The organism is Vibrio diabolicus (assembly GCF_011801455.1).
In the GTDB taxonomy this organism is placed as follows: Bacteria; Pseudomonadota; Gammaproteobacteria; order Enterobacterales; family Vibrionaceae; genus Vibrio; species Vibrio diabolicus.
In genome coordinates this window covers 1,043,408-1,061,694 of sequence record NZ_CP042451.1, presented here as the reverse complement: position 1 = coordinate 1,061,694, position 18,287 = coordinate 1,043,408, and the positions used below count along the sequence as shown (strand labels likewise).

The window sequence follows — 18,287 nt, the reverse complement described above, 5'->3', positions numbered from 1 at the left end:
ATACATGGTAGACAGCGGAAACTCATACGGCGAACGTGTATCTCGACTGGTTGGTTGGGGTCACTGGTTTGCATTCTTCAATATCGTTGCATCGATGTTGATAGGCACACGCTACATTGTTCAGTCTCCTTGGCCCGAGACGTTACTTGGTCAGTTTTATCTGGCGGTTTCTTGGGTTGGTCACTTTGGCTTTCTAGTTTTCGCGCTTTACTTGCTCGTTCTATTCCCGTTAACGTTTATCCTGCCATCGCGGAAATTGTTCCGTTTGGTGGCAGTGATTTTCGCGACCGTTGGGCAAACCATATTATTGATTGATACCCAAGCGTATCAGTCTATCAATTTGCACTTAACTCCTGTCGTTTGGGAGTTACTATTCAGCGAAGATAAAAGTGCACTCAGCACTGATCTACAACATCTGTTTGTTGTAATGCCGTTGATCTTCCTTATTCAGCTCGCTCTATCCGAATGGGTATGGCGAAAACAGCGCAAACTTTCTCATAAGCACGTAGGACGTCCTCTAGCAGCTGTATTTTTCCTCAGCTTTATGACCAGCCATTTGGTTTATATTTGGGCAGATGCATACTTCTACAATCCAATTACCAGTCAGCGTTCAAACTTCCCATTGTCTTACCCGATGACGGCGAAGAGTTTTATGGAAAAACATGGTCTACTTGACCGTGAGGAATACCTAAAACGCTTAGCGGAAAATGAAGGCAACGTAGAGTTAGTCAATTACCCTCTGGAAAAGCTAGAGTTTAACCGTCGAGTCAATAAGCTCAACGTGTTGATGATCAGCGTAAACAACCTGCGTGCAGACGCGCTGAATCCAGAAGAGATGCCTAACCTCTATGAGTTTGCCGAAAACAATCAGAACTTCCGTAATCATTACAGTTCAAGTAATGATACTTACGGGGCTTTTGGTTTGTTCTACGGCTTACCAACCAGTTACGCCTCAAGCATCAAGGCGCAAGGCGCTTCGCCAGTGTTACTCGATGTACTGAAAGATCAGGGTTACAACTTCGGCCTATTCAGTGGCAGCGGGTTTGAAGATGATCTCTACTCAGAGATTATTTTCCGCGACTTAAAACTAGCGGAAGACCTCGATGGCACACAAGCTCATACCGATAAGCAATCTATCGCGAACTGGAATACATGGTTAACAGAGAAAGCGAGTCAACCATGGTTTAGTTACATCGAAGTGACCACCGTTGATAATTTTGAATCGATCCCTTCAAATAATGACGAAGAAATGTCCGCAAGTGAGCGATTCAAAAAAGCTTATGAATATGCGGTGAAATCAGCGGATAAAACCATCGCTAGCATTATTGGTGAGCTTGAAAAAAATGGACTATTGACAAACACCATCGTGATTATCACTTCTAATCACGGTAGTGAGTTTAATGAAACAAACACGAACAGCTGGGGCGCAAACAGCAACTACAGCCGTTATCAGTTACAAGTTCCTATGGTAATCCAATGGCCAGGAATGTTGGCTGGTGAATTTAATCACAGCACAAGCCACTTGGACCTTTCGGTCACGTTGTTGCAGGATATGCTCGGTGTATCTTCCAACCCATATGATTACAGTAGTGGTCGTAACCTATTTGACGAAAGTCGTCGCCGTTGGATCCTAGCGGGTGACACTCGTGAGCTTGCCTTAATTACTAGCTCGCAAACCACAGTGATCGATAAGTTTGGCAACTACAAGTTGTATGACAAAAATTACAAACGACTTCGAGATGATGCACCGAAGTTGCCAGTTTTGATGCAAGGTTTAACTGAGTTACAGCGTTTTTATTCTAAAAACGATTAATACCTAGCAATCCATATACTATTCAAACTCCCCTTTTTGGGGAGTTTTTGTTTATTTAAACAACACAAACCACAAATTTGCGCAGTAAACATCCAATCAGTTCAACTAGGGGTTTACAACATTTTCAAAGCCTTATATTATGCGCCTCAACAACGGAGAGATGGCTGAGTGGTTGAAAGCACCGGTCTTGAAAACCGGCATACGTTAATAGCGTATCTAGGGTTCAAATCCCTATCTCTCCGCCACATTTAGAAAAAGCCCGCTAAGAAATTAGCGGGCTTTTTCGTATATCCAGATTTGAAAAGATTTGTACAAATCCCTCCTTGAATACAAGCCAAGCAATCGCCACATTCAGAAAGAACCCATTAGAAAATTAGCGCCCTTTTCGTTCCAGTGTCCCGTTATGAATCAGGTTGATACTCACGTCTAGTTGTATTTACTTACCAACAAAAACTTCTTTAGCGGCATTAATGAGCTGCAAATGGATTGGGACAAGGTCTGAATGATTCGTTCGATATCCACCTCCGACGACAGCTGCGACAGGGATACCTCGCGATTTCATTGTTTGCATTAAAAATCTATCACGCTCTAAAATCCCTTGCGTCGACACATCAAAATATCCAAGCTCATCGTCTTGATGTATATCAACACCAGCATCGTAGATAACCAAATCAGGACGATGAAGATTAAGCGCCATATCGACCACTTCCTTAAACGCTATTAAAAAATCCTCATCACCTGTTCCTCGCACCAAAGGCACATCTAGATCAGACTGAGGCTTTCTAGCCGGAAAGTTTTTGTCACAGTGGAAAGAAAGCGTGATGATATCTGGCTCATCGTGACACAAAGTTGCTGTTCCATCCCCATGGTGAACATCACTATCAATGATCAATACTTTATCGACATGTTCGACTTCGAGCGCTTGCCTGGCCGCGATCACTAAGTCATTAAATAAACAAAAACCACTGCCAAACTCTTTGTGTGCGTGGTGATACCCGCCACTCAAATGAATGGCAACACCATACTCAAGTGCTTTATTTGCGGTCAAAGCCGTGCCCGCTGCTGAAGTTAGCGTTCTGGTAATGAGAGACTCACTCCAAGGAAAACCTATTCGGCGCATCTTCGCAGCTGACATGTTTCCATTCACAAGTAAGTCGACGTATTCCTGGTCATGAACACGTTTTACTTCCTCAACAGTTAATGCTTCTGGCTGGAAAAACTGCACGTGTTCTTTCCAGTTATCTTTCTCCATATGTACCAATACCGATTCATAGAGGTACTGGTACTTCATAATTGGGTAACGATGCCCCTCTGGCAACTCAAGTTGAGAATAAATCGGGTGGTAGATAAATGGCAGCATGAGAAATTCTTAATATCAATGGTAACGAAATAGTATCAACTTCAAGGGTTGAATAAAATGCAATTTAATTGATAATGATTTTCAATATCAATTAAATTTAATATACATATGAATTCTACTTTCTTTGCTATTCTCGGCGCACTGTTTGGCTCTCTTTGTGCTCTGTCCCTATTTTCATCTTTCGTTGTTGGTGCGTGGTGGCTGGTTGATTTTATTGCGCTTAGCTAACACAATGACTTTCAGCTGAAATCAAAAAACATAGGTGTTTGTATGAGTCAAACCGTCTTTATTACCGGAGCAAATCGCGGCATTGGCCTTAGCTTAACTGAGCTGTACCTAAAGCAAGGCCATCAAGTACACGCTACTAGCCGTTCCTTGGAGAACAGTTCAGAACTACAAACTCTAGCCTCACAATTCAGCAATCTGGTTTTGCACGAACTGGATGTCACTCACTACGAACAAGTCGCTAAGCTTGCCGATAAACTCCCTGCCATCGACTTACTCATCAATAATGCAGGATATTACGGCCCCAAGGGATATGGCTTTGGAAACACTGACGTAGAAGAATGGCGTAAAGTCTTCGAAGTAAACACCATTGCACCGTTAAAACTGGTTGAGCACTGTTACCCTCGCTTACAACAAGGCAAGATGAAAAAGATTGCTTGTATCTCATCAAAAGTGGGGAGCATGACCGAAAATACGTCCGGTGGCGGTTATATTTATCGTTCATCGAAAGCGGCGCTAAACTCGGTTGTGAAAAGCTTGAGCAATGATTTAACACCTGAAGGATTTACCGTTTTAGCGCTTCATCCTGGTTGGGTAAAAACTGCAATGGGCGGACCAAATGCATTGATAGATACGCAAACCTCCGCACAGGGCCTAGCGAACGTGATAGAGCTGAGTACACCGCAACTTTCAGGTCGATTTATTAACTACGATGGTACTGAGCTACCTTGGTAGCGGCGTTAAGAAACAACCATCAATAAAATCAAATAACATCTAAGCTAGGCTTCATAATCGTGACTTGGTTGGCAAACATAATGTTCACCGGTGATCCACCAGCATAATTCGCGCAATCTAACTTGAATTTATCTATATCCAATCCAGACTTATGAAAAAGTAGAACAATTAAGGAGAAGGCACGATGGCAGCAGATAGGGATTTGGTTAATTTTAGCGAAGAGCACGAGCTAAACTACTGCTTGAGAAGTGCTGGTAAACGCCAAACTCAAGCGAATCGAGATACATTAGTTGACTTGGGCAAGCAGGTGAAAGAGGTACTGGACAAACGCGTGTTAACTCAAGGAGAAGTAAGAGGCGCGATCCAAAACCACGGTGACCTGTTCGAGTAATCTATTTTCAAGCATGCGCGGTGTTTAATTACGCCGCGCTTGTCCTATGCCAGCTTACCTTTGGTTGCACGAGATTTAGCCGCGCCACCACTCTTTGAATAACTACGCTTTTTACGTTTAAACGCTGGACGTTCCACCTTGGGTAGATGACGCAATGAATCAGGGATCGGCCCTGCTTTTACTTGTGCCATCAAACCATCAATGCGTTGCTCTAGTGCTTGCATAAACGGCTGATATGCCTGATTTCTCTCTGCCATACCTTGTAACTGGTGCTCCCAATGAGCCGTCATATCTGGGTACGTTGAATCCTGTGGCAAGGCATGAATGAGACCTCTTCCCGCAGGAGAGCTGAGAATTGATTTACCTTGACGCGTGAGCAGTTGGCGTTTGAACAGCGTGTCCAAAATACCAGCGCGAGTCGCTTCCGTACCTAGCCCATCAGTATCACGAAGGATTTTTTTCAGTTCTTTATTCGCAACGTAACGCGCGATCCCGGTCATCGCTTGCAACAGCGATGCTTCGGTAAAGTGCTTTGGTGGCTCGGTTTTTCGGTCTTTTATTTCCCCTTCACGACAAGTTAACACGGCGCCTTCTGGTAACGGTGGCACTGCATCAATACCTTCATCTTCCTTGTCGGTTTTGCCCATTAGCGCTTTCCAACCCGGCGCAACTAACTGACGACCTTTCGCGATAAACGTACCACCAGCGATATCGAAAACCAATTTCGCTTCTGCGTAAACCGCCACCGGATAAAACTGCATCAGATACTGGCGCGCAATCAATTGATACACTTTCATCTCATTGCCCGAAAGCGCATTCACATTAGCTTGTTTTGGTGTAGGGATAATCGCATGGTGCGCATCCACCTTTTTATCGTTCCAGGCTTTGGACTTTAATGTTAAGTCTGCTCCCTGAACGGCACCTTGCAGCTCTTTTGCGTTATTCGCAATAGCAGTTGTCACTGTCCCAGCTTGCGAGTAATGTTCCATCGGTAAATAGCGACAATCTGAACGTGGATAAGTGATCAGCTTGTGCTTTTCATACAATGCCTGACAAGTATCTAGTACTTGTTGCGCACTCATACCATAGCGCTTCGCTGCATCGATCTGTAAAGCAGATAATGAATAAGGTAATGGTGCTGATTGCTTGGTTTGCTTTTGTTCCGACTCCGTCACTTTCGCGGGTTGATTTGCAATACGGTTTGCAACGTTTTCCACTAACTTACGGTTTAACACTCGCCCTTCTTCATCCTGCCAAGGCTTGCATGCCTCACTTGGCTTCCAACGAGCACGAATATCAAAAGTACCATTGGCATCTTGATATGGGATCAGAGCATGTAGGGTAAAATAGTCCTTCGGGACAAAGTTTTCGATTTCCTCATCACGACGCACCACTAAGCCAAGAACTGGCGTTTGCACTCGCCCTACCGAGAGAACACCTTGATACCCTGCTTTTTGACCAAGCAAGGTATAAGCACGAGACATGTTCATGCCATACAACCAATCAGCTCGAGAGCGAGCCAATGCAGAAACTGAAAGTGGGATAAACTCGCGATTACTGCGCATAGAACTGAGTGCGCGTTTCACCGCAGGTAAGTTCAAGTCGGAAATCAGCAAACGCTGTGTGGATTCCTTCTTGGTTTTAGATAACTTGCAATAGTCGAGAACTTCATCAACTAACAGCTGACCCTCTCGGTCTGGGTCTCCTGCATGAATGACTTCGTTAGCTTCTTTGAGCAATTTACGAATCACTGTTAATTGCTTACTTGCGCTTTTCCTCGGTCTGAGCTGCCATTGCTGCGGAACAATTGGTAAATCTGCCATATTCCACTTTTTATAACGCTCATCGTAAGCGTCAGGTTCGACTTGTTCGAGCAAATGGCCGATACACCAAGTAACGATATCCCCGTTCCCACAGCGGATGAATCCTTGATCTTTCTTTTGAGGGTTTGGCAGTGCAGCGGCAATCGCACGGCCTAAGCTTGGTTTTTCAGCAATAAACAGACGAGACATAACGTTTTGGAAATAAATATAATTAGGGCCACATTAACGAATGTAGCCCTAATAAATCAAGAAAAACTGTATAAATAAACAGTCAATTTACCTAGATGCTCAGTTATAGAAACTCAACAAACTGAGAAAGGTCGCGCTCAGGAACTTTCATCGGTGTGCAACCAGGCGTACCTAGGTACAAGAAACCAACAATCTCATCGTCGCCTTCTAAACCAAACGCTTGATGAACTTCTGGATGGAACATCCACTTACCTGAGCGCCAAAATCCTTGAAAGCCTTGCGCTACCGCTGCCATCTGCATGGATTGTACGGCACATCCCGCAGATAAGTGTTGCTCTAGTGCAGGTACTTTCTCATGTTCCGTTACTTTAGCAATCACCGTGATCACCATTGGCGCACGAAATGGCGCATTTTTCACCTTTTCGACCACCACTTCATCACTCTTTTCAGCTTCTGCCGCTTTTACCAAGATATCTGACAGTTTTTTCAAACCATCGCCCTGTGCGATAACGAAACGCCAAGGGGTTAATCCCGCATGGTCAGGCGCACGAAGGCCTGCACGAATGATGTTCTCAAGTGCTTTACCTTCTGGTGCAGGCGCAGATAACTTCGCGATAGATCGGCGATTGAGCAAAAGATCGAGAGCGTCCATGAAAGAATCCTTATCGAATATCGTTGTTATTTTGTTTACGCCACTTTAGCACAATCTGTTCCTACGAATAACAACCGGTTTTCTGTGGGCTTGATAACGTGCTTCACTTAACATCAAACTGGATTTAATGTTAATTTATTCGCGAAATGAATAAGTTGAACATAGGCAGGTTGATGAACAAGGATAAACAAAACAGCATTTACGAAAAGATCGTTAATGACGAAGATGCCCGTGCCTGTAAGGCGATTCCTGAATCAGCTTGTCATCAAGTTCCCGGCAACTTTCTTAAAATCATTCTTGCTCAGTTTTTAACGAAGGTCGGCGATGCGTTAATCAATCCCAAAGTCACGTTGCCGTGGATACTACAAAGCCTCGGGGCACCGGTTTACTTAATTGGTTGGCTCGTTCCTATTCGTGAATCAGGTTCCCTTATCCCACAACTTAGCATCGCGCACTACATCCGACGCATTCCAGTAAGAAAATGGGTCTGGGTAATTGGCAGCATCTTGCAGGCTCTTTCCATATTTGCAATCGGAGTGGTCGCATTAACTCTAACAGGAGCAGCTGCGGGTTATGGTGTAATTGCATGTCTTGTGATCTTCAGCCTCTCACGCGGTTTAAATTCCGTCGCATCAAAAGATGTGTTGGGAAAAACCATCCCCAAAAACCAACGAGGTCAAGTCAACGGCTGGTCTTCAAGCGCTGCTGGCCTTGTTACGTTGCTTTTCGCTAGCCTTCTGGCACTAGCCTGGCTATGGGACGTAGAGCCGACAGAGCGCTTTTACAGTCTGAGTTTAGGCTTAGCGGGCGCCATATGGCTTATTGCGGCATTAGTTTATGCACGAATTAATGAGTATGCAGGTGAGGTAGACGGTGGTCGAAATGGCGTCCTTGAGGCATTTAAACAACTCGCGTTACTTAAAACAGACGTGACCTTTCGTCGATTCGTTATCACGCGGACACTATTTTTATGTTCTGCGCTGAGTGCACCGTACTACGTAGTGCTGGCACAGCAATCTCTCGGTGGACAGCTCTGGGTGCTAGCTCTCTTTATGTTTGCGAGTGGCTTGGCCTCCTTTGTGTCAGGTCCTTTCTGGGGAAGAATGTCCGATCGCTCTAGCCGCAGTGTGATGGTCATCGGCGCAACGATGAGCGCGCTACTTGGCGTTGTTTTATTTGTTTACGATACGTGGGTCACCGCTAGCCAAAGCTTCCTATTCGTGATTCCTCTGCTCTACTTTTGTGTGTGCATTGCCCACGACGGAATACGAGTCGGACGAAAAACCTACTTAGTTGATATCGCAGAAGGTGACAAACGGACAAGCTATGTAGCCGTGAGTAACACGGTGGTTGGGATAATGCTGCTTCTAATGAGTTCTCTTGGTGTCATGTCGAACTTTTTGAGCCTTTCAGCTGTGGTGTTAGTGTTCTCTTTTATTACTCTTTCTGGCGTGGTAATGGCCAAACAACTGCCAGAAATCAGTGACTAGTTCTATACAAAAAAGCTGCGCTCAAAGCGCAGCTTTCATAGTAAACACACCTTGAAAGACTAGAGTTTTACCGCCAATTTAACGCCTTGACGAATCGCACGCACAGCATCAAGTTCACCCGCATGGTCAGCTCCGCCAATGATATGAATCTTCTCTCCGAGTTCAGACCATTTATCTTCAAATGGACGAACAGACTCTTGCCCCGCACAAATGACGACTTTGTCCGCGTTCAATAATTGTTCTTTTCCATCTACATGAATGTGCAAACCTTGATCATCAATTTTATCGTAAGACACGCCACCGACTAAATGTACGCCCCGTTTTTCAAGGGTACGTTTATGGATCCAACCTGTTGTTTTACCCGGACCTTTACCTACACGACCTTTACGACGCTGAAGCACCCAGACTTCTTTATCGCTGACCGCATCAGGGTAAGGGTATAAACCACCCGGTTGGGACATCTCTTTGTCGATTCCCCATTCATGCAACCAGTCATCCAACGTTTGTCCAACCGGCTCAGTGAGCATGGTCGCGACATCTACGCCAATACCACCTGCACCAACGATAGCCACTTTCTCACCGACTGGCGTTTTGTCTCGAATGAGTGTTTGATAGTCGACGACTTTTTCTGGGTTATCAATTCCATCAATATTGACTTTACGTGGCTCAACACCCGATGCCATCACTATCTCATCGTATTCTGTTAGTAGGTCATAGTTCGCTTCCGTCGATAAGTGCAGATTCACGCCTGTTTCATCAATACGATTAGCGAAATATCGTATCGTCTCTCGAAACTCTTCCTTACCAGGGATCTGCATAGCAAGACGAAACTGACCGCCGATGCGGTCGTTCTTTTCGAACAAATCAACCTTATGGCCACGTTCAGCCAGTGTAGTCGCACAAGCTAAGCCCGCCGGACCTGCTCCGACAACGGCAATGTTTTTCTTCTTAAAGGCTGGTTCAACAACAATTTCGGTTTCATAGCACGCAAGTGGGTTCACTAAGCAACTGGCGCGCTTACCTTTAAACACGTTATCTAGACACGCCTGATTACAACCAATACACGTATTAATGAGCTGCGCTTTTTCCTGCTCAGCTTTAGCAACAAAGTAAGGATCGGCCAAGAATGGGCGCGCCATCGAAACCATATCGGCATGCCCAGAAGATAGAATACGTTCTGCTTCGTCTGGCGTATTTATTCGGTTACAAGTGATGATAGGAACCGAAACGTGAGGCTTAACTTTTTCCGTAACCCACGTAAACGCACCGCGTGGTACTTGAGTCGCAATGGTAGGAATTCGAGCCTCGTGCCAACCGATACCCGTATTGATAATCGTGACGCCAGCCTCTTCAAGCGCTTTCGCCAATTCGATAACGTCTTCAAATGTGCTGCCCTGCTCGACAAGATCCAGCATAGAGAGACGGAAAATGATGATGAACTTGTCGCCCACCGCCTTACGAACCGCTTTGACAATTTCTAGCGGAAAACGCATACGTTTTTTGTAACTGCCACCCCATTCGTCGTAACGCATGTTCGTGCGCTTACATAAGAATTGGTTTATCAGGTAACCTTCCGAGCCCATTAACTCGACGCCATCATAACCAGCAAGCTGGGCTAACTCAGCGCTGTTCGCAAAGGCATCAATGGTTTTCTTAATCTGGCGGTCGCTCATTTCACTCGGAGCAAACTTTGCAATTGGCGCTTTAATGCCAGACGCACTTTGCGAGAATGGATGCATGGCATAACGCCCAGCATGAAGAATTTGTAGGGCAATTTTGCCACCGTGCTTGTGCACCGCTTCTGTCACAACTTTGTGGGCCTTGGCATGCTTTGGCTTGCTGAACTCAGCACTCAATGGGTGCAAACGACCGCGTAAGTTCGGAGAAAAACCTCCGGTTACAATCAGTCCAACACCGCCTTTCACGCGTTCTTCATAGAAAGCCGCGAGCTTCTGTAATCCTTCTTTGTGCTCTTCTAAGCCCGTGTGCATTGATCCCATCAGGACTCGGTTTCGTAATTGTGTAAAACCGAGATCCAGTGGCTTTAATAGGTTTGGGTACATGGCAGACATCACTTAACATCCATTGTTATTATCATGGTCTGACCAGATTAAGCCCGCTCAACCAAAAAATCAAACAAGCGTTTACATTTTTGTAACACCGATCAATCTCGCGTGAAAATATGCCAATTGTTGAGTGGTCGTGATAAGCTAAAAAAATGTTATCTTTTGAGATCTTAGAGATAAGAACCCATACTTTGTTAGACTCGGCGTAACTATCTCGTTATGGAGACAAGATGAAAAAACTCTTCAAATTTATTGGTTTGATATTTAAAGGGATATGGAAGAGCATCACCTTTATCAGACTCGCACTGGCAAACCTGATCTTCTTGCTGATGATTGCCGTTTTCTACTTTGCTTTTACTTATACCGGAGACGGTCAACCCGTCGTCGAAAAAGAGTCGGCATTGGTGATGAATCTTTCAGGTCCGATTGTCGAACAAAGACGCTATGTAAATCCAATGGACTCTTTTGCTGGTTCCCTTTTGGGCAATGAGTTACCGAAAGAAAACGTCCTTTTCGATATCGTTGATACTATTCGCTACGCGAAAGACGATCCTAAAGTGTCTGGATTAGTGCTAGCACTGCGAGACATGCCAGAAACAAATCTCACGAAATTACGTTACATCGCGAAAGCGTTGAACGAATTTAAAGCGTCAGGTAAACCAGTTTACGCTGTAGGTGATTTCTACAACCAAAGCCAATATTACTTGGCAAGTTACGCTGATAAAGTTTACCTGGCACCGGATGGCGGCGTATTGATTAAAGGTTACAGTGCCTATTCAATGTACTACAAAACGTTATTGGAAAAGCTTGATGTTTCTACTCATGTTTTTCGCGTAGGTACTTATAAATCCGCTATCGAACCGTTTATTCGTGATGACATGTCCGATGCGGCGAAAGAGTCTGCAACACGTTGGGTTACTCAATTGTGGAGTGCTTTTGTTGATGACGTAACGACAAACCGAAATATTGATGCGAAAGTGCTTAACCCAACCATGGATGAGCTGATTGACGAAATGAAGTCAGTGGACGGTGATCTTGCTCAGCTCGCGGTTAAACTGGGCTTGGTTGATGAACTCGCGACACGCCAAGACATTCGCACTCTATTTGCAAAGCAGTTTGGTAGTGACGGCAAAGACAGCTACAACGCGATTGGTTACTACGACTACCTTGCAACGATTCGCCCTGATTACACACTACCTCAGCACGATATCGCCGTTGTTCTAGCCAGTGGCGCGATTATGGATGGTCAACAACCTCGTGGTACTGTCGGAGGTGACACCGTCGCAAGCTTGTTGCGTCAAGCACGCAATGATGAAAAGGTGAAAGCGGTCGTGTTGCGAGTAGATAGCCCTGGGGGTAGTGCCTTTGCCTCTGAAGTGATTCGCAACGAAGTAGAAGCACTGAAACAAGCAGGCAAGCCAGTTGTTGTATCCATGTCGAGTTTAGCCGCTTCTGGTGGTTATTGGATTTCAATGAGCGCAGACAAGATCGTTGCTCAGCCAACAACACTGACGGGTTCCATTGGTATTTTTAGTGTCATCACCACGTTTGAAAAAGGCTTTAGCAAGTTAGGCATTAATACTGATGGCGTTGGCACATCGCCGTTCTCTGGTGACGGTATTACCACTGGCCTTTCTGACGGCGCGTCTCAAGTATTCCAATTAGGTATCGAGCACGGTTATAAGCGCTTTATTTCTTTGGTTGGCGAGAATCGCGATATGTCTCTAGAGGAAGTCGACAACGTCGCTCAAGGTCGAGTTTGGACAGGACAAGACGCCCTATCCTTTGGTCTTGTTGACCAAATGGGTGACTTTGATGATGCCGTAGAACTAGCGGCGAAACTGGCGAATGTGACCGATTACGGCATTTACTGGGTAGAAGAACCGCTTTCTCCCACTGAACTATTTTTACAAGAGTTCATGAAACAGGTGAAAGTCTCTCTAGGTATTGATGCAACCAGCTTGCTACCAAAAAGTCTTCAACCCGTAGCTCAACAGTTTGAACAAGACGCAAGCTTGCTACAAAGCTTTAACGATCCTAAAGGTCAATACGCATTTTGTTTGAACTGCCAAGTGCAGTAGCTTTTTCATTAATATTACAAAGGGTACCTCTACTTGAGGTGCCCTTTTTATTACGCTCAACATCTCCTCAGATGACTTTCTGATGCTGTGCGCATAGCCTCGCATCTCAAGGTTATTTAGGTATATAATCTCCGCCTCTGTTCCCCTACATGAAAGAAAAAAACGATGACTAGAAAACACATCTACATCGCTTACACCGGTGGCACCATCGGAATGCAAAAATCGGATCACGGCTATGTGCCTGTTGCTGGCTTTATGGAAAAGCAACTAGCAAGCATGCCAGAGTTTCACCGTCCTGAAATGCCGGATTACACTATCCACGAATACGATCCTCTGATTGACTCATCAGATATGACGCCTGCCGACTGGCAGCAGATTGCGGATGATATTCGTGACAACTATGACAAATACGATGGTTTCGTCATCCTACATGGTACTGACACCATGGCATACACAGCATCTGCATTGTCTTTCATGCTTGAAAACCTTGGCAAGCCAGTGATTGTTACGGGTTCACAGATCCCTCTTGCGGAGCTGCGTTCTGACGGTCAAGCAAACCTACTGAATGCTCTGCATATTGCCGCAAACTACCCGATCAACGAAGTTACTTTGTTCTTCAATAATCAGTTGATGCGTGGTAACCGCAGCACAAAATCTCATGCGGACGGTTTTAATGCTTTTACTTCACCAAACCTTCCTCCACTACTGGAAGCTGGGATCAATATTCAAGTAAGCAACAGCGTAACCGTTGGTGCACAACCAGAAGGTGAGTTTAAGGTTCACAACATCACGCCACAACCAATCGGTGTGATCACCATGTATCCTGGTATATCACATGAAGTTATTCGTAATACGCTTCGTCAGCCTGTAAATGCGATGATTCTTCTGACTTTTGGTGTCGGCAACGCGCCTCAAAACCCTGAGCTACTGGGCCACCTAAAAGAAGCCTCTGAGCGCGGCGTTATTGTCGTGAACCTAACTCAATGTTTGGCAGGCAAAGTGAATATGGGCGGCTACGCCACGGGTTGTGCACTGGCAGACTCTGGAGTTATCAGCGGCTTTGACATGACGCCAGAAGCGGCACTAGCAAAACTGCATTACCTTCTAAGCCAAAACCTTTCTTACGAAGAAGTGAAAGAGAGAATGCAGCAAGTACTGCGTGGTGAGATGAGCCTATAAATTCAAGCTTACTACGATCTAAAAAGCCCAATAGAGATTGGGCTTTTTTCTTTTAAAGTCAAAGTAGTAAACGACACTCTGTAAAATCAAAGGTTACACTTAATCAATGTTCGGATTGACACGAACAATGTCGCTCTCTTCTCCGCTAAATTGTTTTTTAAGTTCTTGCTTCGATTTAAAGCTGATTTCACCACCTGCCGCAACCGTCATATGCTGCGCATCAGTATTATGTTTTGATTGATACAACATCACAGCTTGCATACACGAATCTCGCTGCTCTTTAGAAAGTGTTGTACCCTCTGGCCATCTTCCCGTTTCTACTGCATAGACTAAGCGATCATAAACTTCTGGAGTCATCGCTTGTAATAGTTGTTCTGCGTCCATAATGTACCTTCTTATTACATTCTATTTACAGAACATAACGGGTTAAGAAACTGAGTCAAGAATACGAAAATGAATTGGTGTAACGGATCACAAGCAAAACCATGAAAAGAACACACTGGTTACTTCTCAGCCTCACAAGTCTCGCACTAACGGGCTGTTTCGAAGGTAACGTGACAACCGAAGAGTTGTGCCAAAAAACACCAGAGCTGCGCTGCGAACAGCTCAATATGGATGACGGGCAATGTCGAGTTCCCAGAACAAACTTAGTATGGCATCGGTTTGAGCAACTGAAATATCCATCAGAAGCCAATCAAATTATCGAATACGGTCTGGTCGCTGAATATAGGAAATGCTTAGAACTCGCCTCTCAGATCACACCTATTGATCAAAGTGCTCTCAAGAGACAGCGTTTTAACGCTTTGGTACACAGTATTGATGAGCTAGAACGCATCGTAAACGAGTTAAAAGGCTCAGAAGACCCCGCTACTTTGTATTTTTTGTGGTCTCAAACGGGTGACATCCAAGCTCGTCGCGCATTTTTACAAATGGAAGGCTCACCCAAGTTAAATACTGCTGAGATGCAATATGCATTAGCTACTTTCTATACTAATCGAGATGCCAAGAAAACGTTGATACTGCTGAATAAAGCGTTGTCTTTATCGGATGAAGACAACCTTAATCCGATCATTCTCAAATCAATGGCAAGCATTCATCAGGGGCTTGGAGAAAAAAAGCGCGCGTATCTGTGGGCAATGGTTGCGAAAAGATTCGACGTTCCGCTTGCTGATGAAAAGCAGCTCAAGCGTATGTTTAATTTTAGTCATGCTGAGCAATATCAGCAGCTAGATGAATTAGCTGAATCGGTGGCAAAAGCCATAGAGAGAGGGAACTACTCTCCAGCAATGATACCCAAAGAGATATAAACGAAAAAACTCCCGCAATTGGCGGGAGTTTTTCGTTGGGTCAAACTACACTCTGTTTTCTACTTACAACAAATCGTATTGAAAGGATAAAACACTATCGAGCACAATTTTGTCGTTATTGTTCTGATTTGTTGAAAATTAACGACACCGAATTAACACAAAAACGCTCACCCGTGGTCTGTGGGCCATCTTCAAAAACGTGTCCTAGATGGCTATCACATGCGGCACAACGAATCTCTGTACGTACCATTCCGTGACTCAGATCTTCTAAATAGCGCACCGCTTGATCATTGATGGGCGCATCAAAACTTGGCCAACCACAGCCAGAGTCATACTTGTTATCAGAGACAAAGAGAGGGGCATTGCAACAGGTACAAGCATAAACACCCGTCTCTTTATTATGCAGTAGTTTACCGCTGAAAGGCGGTTCTGTACCTTGCTCTCGGCAGACACGAAACTCTTCTTCAGAAAGTTGCTCACGCCACTGCTCATCTGACTTCGCCACTTTTTTCCCGTTTTGTTCCACGACTTTCTGCTCCTTCTTTACTGTTTTTGGTATTGACTTTTTTAGCAAAAAACTTGCTTCTCTTAACAGTTGTAGCACATACTTTCTCACCAGGACACCATGCGTAATTAATTTGATAAGAGCACTTATCTCACCAGTTATATTACGCCAACTGGACTACAGAAGAATCAGTTAAAAGTTTAAAAAACGAACATTTGCGAAGAATTGTTAAAAAAAGCGTCGCTTTTTTTTGACTTTAAACAAGTTAAGTCCGATTATCACTTGCAGATGTTTACTGGATTCTGTAATTTTACTACCAGTTATCTTTAATCAGAAATTAAGTTGTGGAGCAACTATAATGACTATCAAAGTAGGTATTAACGGTTTTGGCCGTATCGGTCGTTTCGTATTCCGTGCAGCGCAAGAGCGTGCTGACATCGAAGTTGTAGGTATCAACGACCTTATCGACGTAGATTACATGGCATACATGCTTAAGTACGACTCAACTCACGGCCGTTTCAACGGTACTGTTGAAGTTGAAGGCGGTAACCTAATCGTTAACGGTAAAACTGTACGTGTTACTGCAGAGCGCAACCCAGCGGACCTTAAGTGGGACGAAATCGGTGTTGACGTTGTTGCAGAAGCAACTGGTCTTTTCCTAACTGACGAGACTGCACGTAAGCACATCGAAGCTGGCGCGAAGAAAGTTGTTCTAACTGGTCCTTCAAAAGACGCTACTCCAATGTTCGTAATGGGCGTTAACCACGCGACTTACGCTGGTCAAGACATCGTTTCTAACGCTTCTTGTACTACTAACTGTCTAGCGCCTATCGCTAAAGTTCTTAACGACAAGTTCGGTATCGAATCTGGTCTTATGACTACAGTTCACGCTACTACAGCAACTCAAAAAACTGTAGACGGTCCTTCTGCTAAAGACTGGCGCGGTGGTCGTGGTGCTTCTCAAAACATCATCCCATCTTCAACTGGTGCTGCTAAAGCTGTAGGCGTTGTTCTTCCAGAACTAAACGGCAAACTAACTGGTATGGCTTTCCGCGTACCAACAGCTAACGTTTCTGTAGTTGACCTAACAGTTAACCTAAAAGAAGGCGCATCTTACGAAGCTATCTGTGCAGCAATGAAAGAAGCTTCTGAAGGCGAGCTAAAAGGTGTTCTAGGTTACACTGAAGATGCAGTAGTATCTCAAGACTTCATCGGTGAAGTTCAAACTTCTGTATTCGATGCTAAAGCTGGTATCGCTCTAACTGATAACTTCGTTAAAGTTGTATCTTGGTACGACAACGAAATCGGTTACTCAAACAAAGTTCTAGACCTAATCGCTCACATCTCTAAGTAATTAGATAGTTAGCAATTAGCGAATAACTTCGTTAAAGAAAAGGCGGCTCTAGAGTCGCCTTTTTTGTATCTGGAATTTGAGAGAATACCTCGGCGCTGTTGCATTGTATTTGCGACGGATGTCGAAACCCTATTTTCCCCAATGATAGGAAACAGCACATGGATTTAAAAACTCTCCCAGCTCTAACCGTGTTATCTGATAACGTTACTGTCGTTGAAATTGATCAGGTCAAAGTAGTACGTGTTATTCATGAGAAAGCGACAGCAGGCATCTCCTTACATGGTGGTCACGTTGTTTCGTTCACTCCTGCTGGTCATGAAGATTTGATTTGGATGAGCGAGAAGGCGATTTTCGACGGGAAAAAAGCCCTGCGAGGCGGCCTTCCTGTTTGCTGGCCATGGTTTGGGCGTATTGCAGCACCGGCTCATGGTTTCGCACGTACTGCTGAATGGGAGCTGGTTGAACATCGCGAGAACGATAACGGCGTGATTGTTGAACTTGCTCTGTTCCCGACAGAAGAAATCCACGATATTTGGCCACATATGTTTGACGCTCGTTTGGTGGTTGAAGTTGGCGATGAGCTAAAAGTGACACTCAAAATCATGAACATTGATGACGAAGCTTGGACCTTCTCTGGCGCGTTACATACTTACCTAAACGTTGGAGACATTAAGCAAGCACAAACGACAGGCATGGGTGCCGAGTACATTGATAGCTTGAAAGCTGATGCGGTATGCCAAGGTGGTGATGTTCTGCAACTCACTGACACCATTGATCGCGTTTACACGCAACCAGAAGCGAAAATTTTGGTAAAAGATCCGGAACTGAATCGTACATTAAGCGTGGAAAACCATGGTCATAACTCCGCGGTACTTTGGAACCCTTGGGCAGAAGGTGCACAAGGTATGGCTGATATGGCTGACGATGGTTACCAAACCATGCTGTGTGTTGAATCTACTGTTCACGCTCCAAGTATCGAGCAAGGTAAAACGCTCCAGCCAGGTGAGACTCATGAACTTGTCACTGTAATTTCAGTGCAGTAGTTATAACCAGATCAAAGGTCGGGAATACCCGACCTTTTTTGTAATAAAAGCCCCACCTAGATGGTCCTCTCTCA

Annotated in this window: 15 protein-coding genes and 1 tRNA gene; 10 read left to right on the top strand and 6 right to left on the bottom strand. The window is 44.7% G+C overall.

Annotation, left to right across the window (positions count from 1 at the left end):
- Window positions 1-4 precede the first annotated feature (4 nt).
- Together FR741_RS05020 and FR741_RS05015 are read left to right on the top strand one after the other, a co-directional pair.
- The gene (locus FR741_RS05020) at window positions 5-1,813 is read left to right on the top strand and encodes a DUF3413 domain-containing protein (protein WP_150919166.1); all 1,809 of its coding nucleotides are present in this window, start codon (window positions 5-7) and stop codon (window positions 1,811-1,813) included.
- A gap of 154 nt (window positions 1,814-1,967) precedes the next feature.
- A tRNA-Ser gene (locus tag FR741_RS05015) sits at window positions 1,968-2,058 on the top strand.
- Window positions 2,059-2,249: 191 nt separating this feature from the next.
- Here FR741_RS05015 and FR741_RS05010 read toward each other — a convergent pair.
- Entirely contained in the window at window positions 2,250-3,173 is a 924-nt protein-coding gene (locus FR741_RS05010; RefSeq protein WP_150919168.1) for a histone deacetylase family protein, read from the bottom strand.
- Window positions 3,174-3,443: 270 nt separating this feature from the next.
- On the opposite strand from FR741_RS05010, the gene FR741_RS05005 reads away from it, so the two are divergent.
- Both FR741_RS05005 and FR741_RS05000 read left to right on the top strand, forming a co-directional pair.
- Window positions 3,444-4,133, top strand: coding sequence for an SDR family oxidoreductase (locus FR741_RS05005; protein WP_046874517.1), 690 nt, complete (start codon window positions 3,444-3,446; stop codon window positions 4,131-4,133).
- Window positions 4,134-4,317: 184 nt separating this feature from the next.
- Window positions 4,318-4,524 (top strand): hypothetical protein, encoded by a 207-nt coding sequence (locus FR741_RS05000; protein ID WP_114323304.1) that lies wholly within the window; start codon window positions 4,318-4,320, stop codon window positions 4,522-4,524.
- A 44-nt stretch (window positions 4,525-4,568) separates the two neighbouring features.
- Here FR741_RS05000 and FR741_RS04995 read toward each other — a convergent pair whose 3' ends face one another.
- Entirely contained in the window at window positions 4,569-6,536 is a 1,968-nt protein-coding gene (locus FR741_RS04995) for a DNA topoisomerase III (RefSeq protein ID WP_167426359.1), read from the bottom strand.
- A 103-nt stretch (window positions 6,537-6,639) separates the two neighbouring features.
- Window positions 6,640-7,188, bottom strand: a complete 549-nt coding sequence (locus FR741_RS04990) for an NAD(P)H nitroreductase (protein WP_167426358.1) — start codon at window positions 7,186-7,188, stop codon at window positions 6,640-6,642.
- Window positions 7,189-7,361: 173 nt separating this feature from the next.
- On the opposite strand from FR741_RS04990, the gene FR741_RS04985 reads away from it, so the two are divergent.
- A complete protein-coding gene (locus FR741_RS04985; RefSeq protein WP_167426357.1) occupies window positions 7,362-8,678 on the top strand; it encodes an MFS transporter in 1,317 nt (438 codons plus the stop codon).
- Between the two features lie 59 nt (window positions 8,679-8,737).
- Here FR741_RS04985 and FR741_RS04980 read toward each other — a convergent pair whose 3' ends face one another.
- Window positions 8,738-10,750 (bottom strand): NADPH-dependent 2,4-dienoyl-CoA reductase, encoded by a 2,013-nt coding sequence (locus FR741_RS04980; RefSeq protein ID WP_065645046.1) that lies wholly within the window; start codon window positions 10,748-10,750, stop codon window positions 8,738-8,740.
- Between the two features lie 224 nt (window positions 10,751-10,974).
- On the opposite strand from FR741_RS04980, the gene sppA reads away from it, so the two are divergent.
- A complete protein-coding gene (gene sppA / locus FR741_RS04975; protein ID WP_012841560.1) occupies window positions 10,975-12,825 on the top strand; it encodes a signal peptide peptidase SppA in 1,851 nt (616 codons plus the stop codon).
- 165 nt (window positions 12,826-12,990) lie between these two features.
- Complete coding sequence (ansA, locus tag FR741_RS04970) at window positions 12,991-14,004, top strand: asparaginase (protein ID WP_046874512.1); 1,014 nt, start codon at window positions 12,991-12,993, stop codon at window positions 14,002-14,004.
- Window positions 14,005-14,103: 99 nt separating this feature from the next.
- Here the strand turns inward: ansA and FR741_RS04965 are convergent, their stop codons facing one another.
- Entirely contained in the window at window positions 14,104-14,388 is a 285-nt protein-coding gene (locus tag FR741_RS04965) for a YeaC family protein (protein ID WP_005380700.1), read from the bottom strand.
- A 101-nt stretch (window positions 14,389-14,489) separates the two neighbouring features.
- Here FR741_RS04965 and FR741_RS04960 point away from each other — a divergent pair, with 101 nt between their 5' ends.
- Window positions 14,490-15,311: a DUF2989 domain-containing protein gene (locus tag FR741_RS04960; protein ID WP_005396509.1), complete on the top strand. Its 822-nt coding sequence runs from the start codon at window positions 14,490-14,492 to the stop codon at window positions 15,309-15,311.
- Window positions 15,312-15,426: 115 nt separating this feature from the next.
- Here the strand turns inward: FR741_RS04960 and msrB are convergent, their stop codons facing one another.
- Window positions 15,427-15,837: a peptide-methionine (R)-S-oxide reductase MsrB gene (gene msrB, locus FR741_RS04955; RefSeq protein WP_047010128.1), complete on the bottom strand. Its 411-nt coding sequence runs from the start codon at window positions 15,835-15,837 to the stop codon at window positions 15,427-15,429.
- 337 nt (window positions 15,838-16,174) lie between these two features.
- Here msrB and gap point away from each other — a divergent pair, with 337 nt between their 5' ends.
- Together gap and FR741_RS04945 are read left to right on the top strand one after the other, a co-directional pair.
- On the top strand, window positions 16,175-17,170 hold the full coding sequence (gap, locus tag FR741_RS04950; RefSeq protein ID WP_012841556.1) for a type I glyceraldehyde-3-phosphate dehydrogenase: 996 nt from the start codon (window positions 16,175-16,177) through the stop codon (window positions 17,168-17,170).
- A 158-nt stretch (window positions 17,171-17,328) separates the two neighbouring features.
- The gene (locus FR741_RS04945) at window positions 17,329-18,213 is read left to right on the top strand and encodes a D-hexose-6-phosphate mutarotase (protein WP_167426356.1); all 885 of its coding nucleotides are present in this window, start codon (window positions 17,329-17,331) and stop codon (window positions 18,211-18,213) included.
- Window positions 18,214-18,287 lie beyond the last annotated feature (74 nt).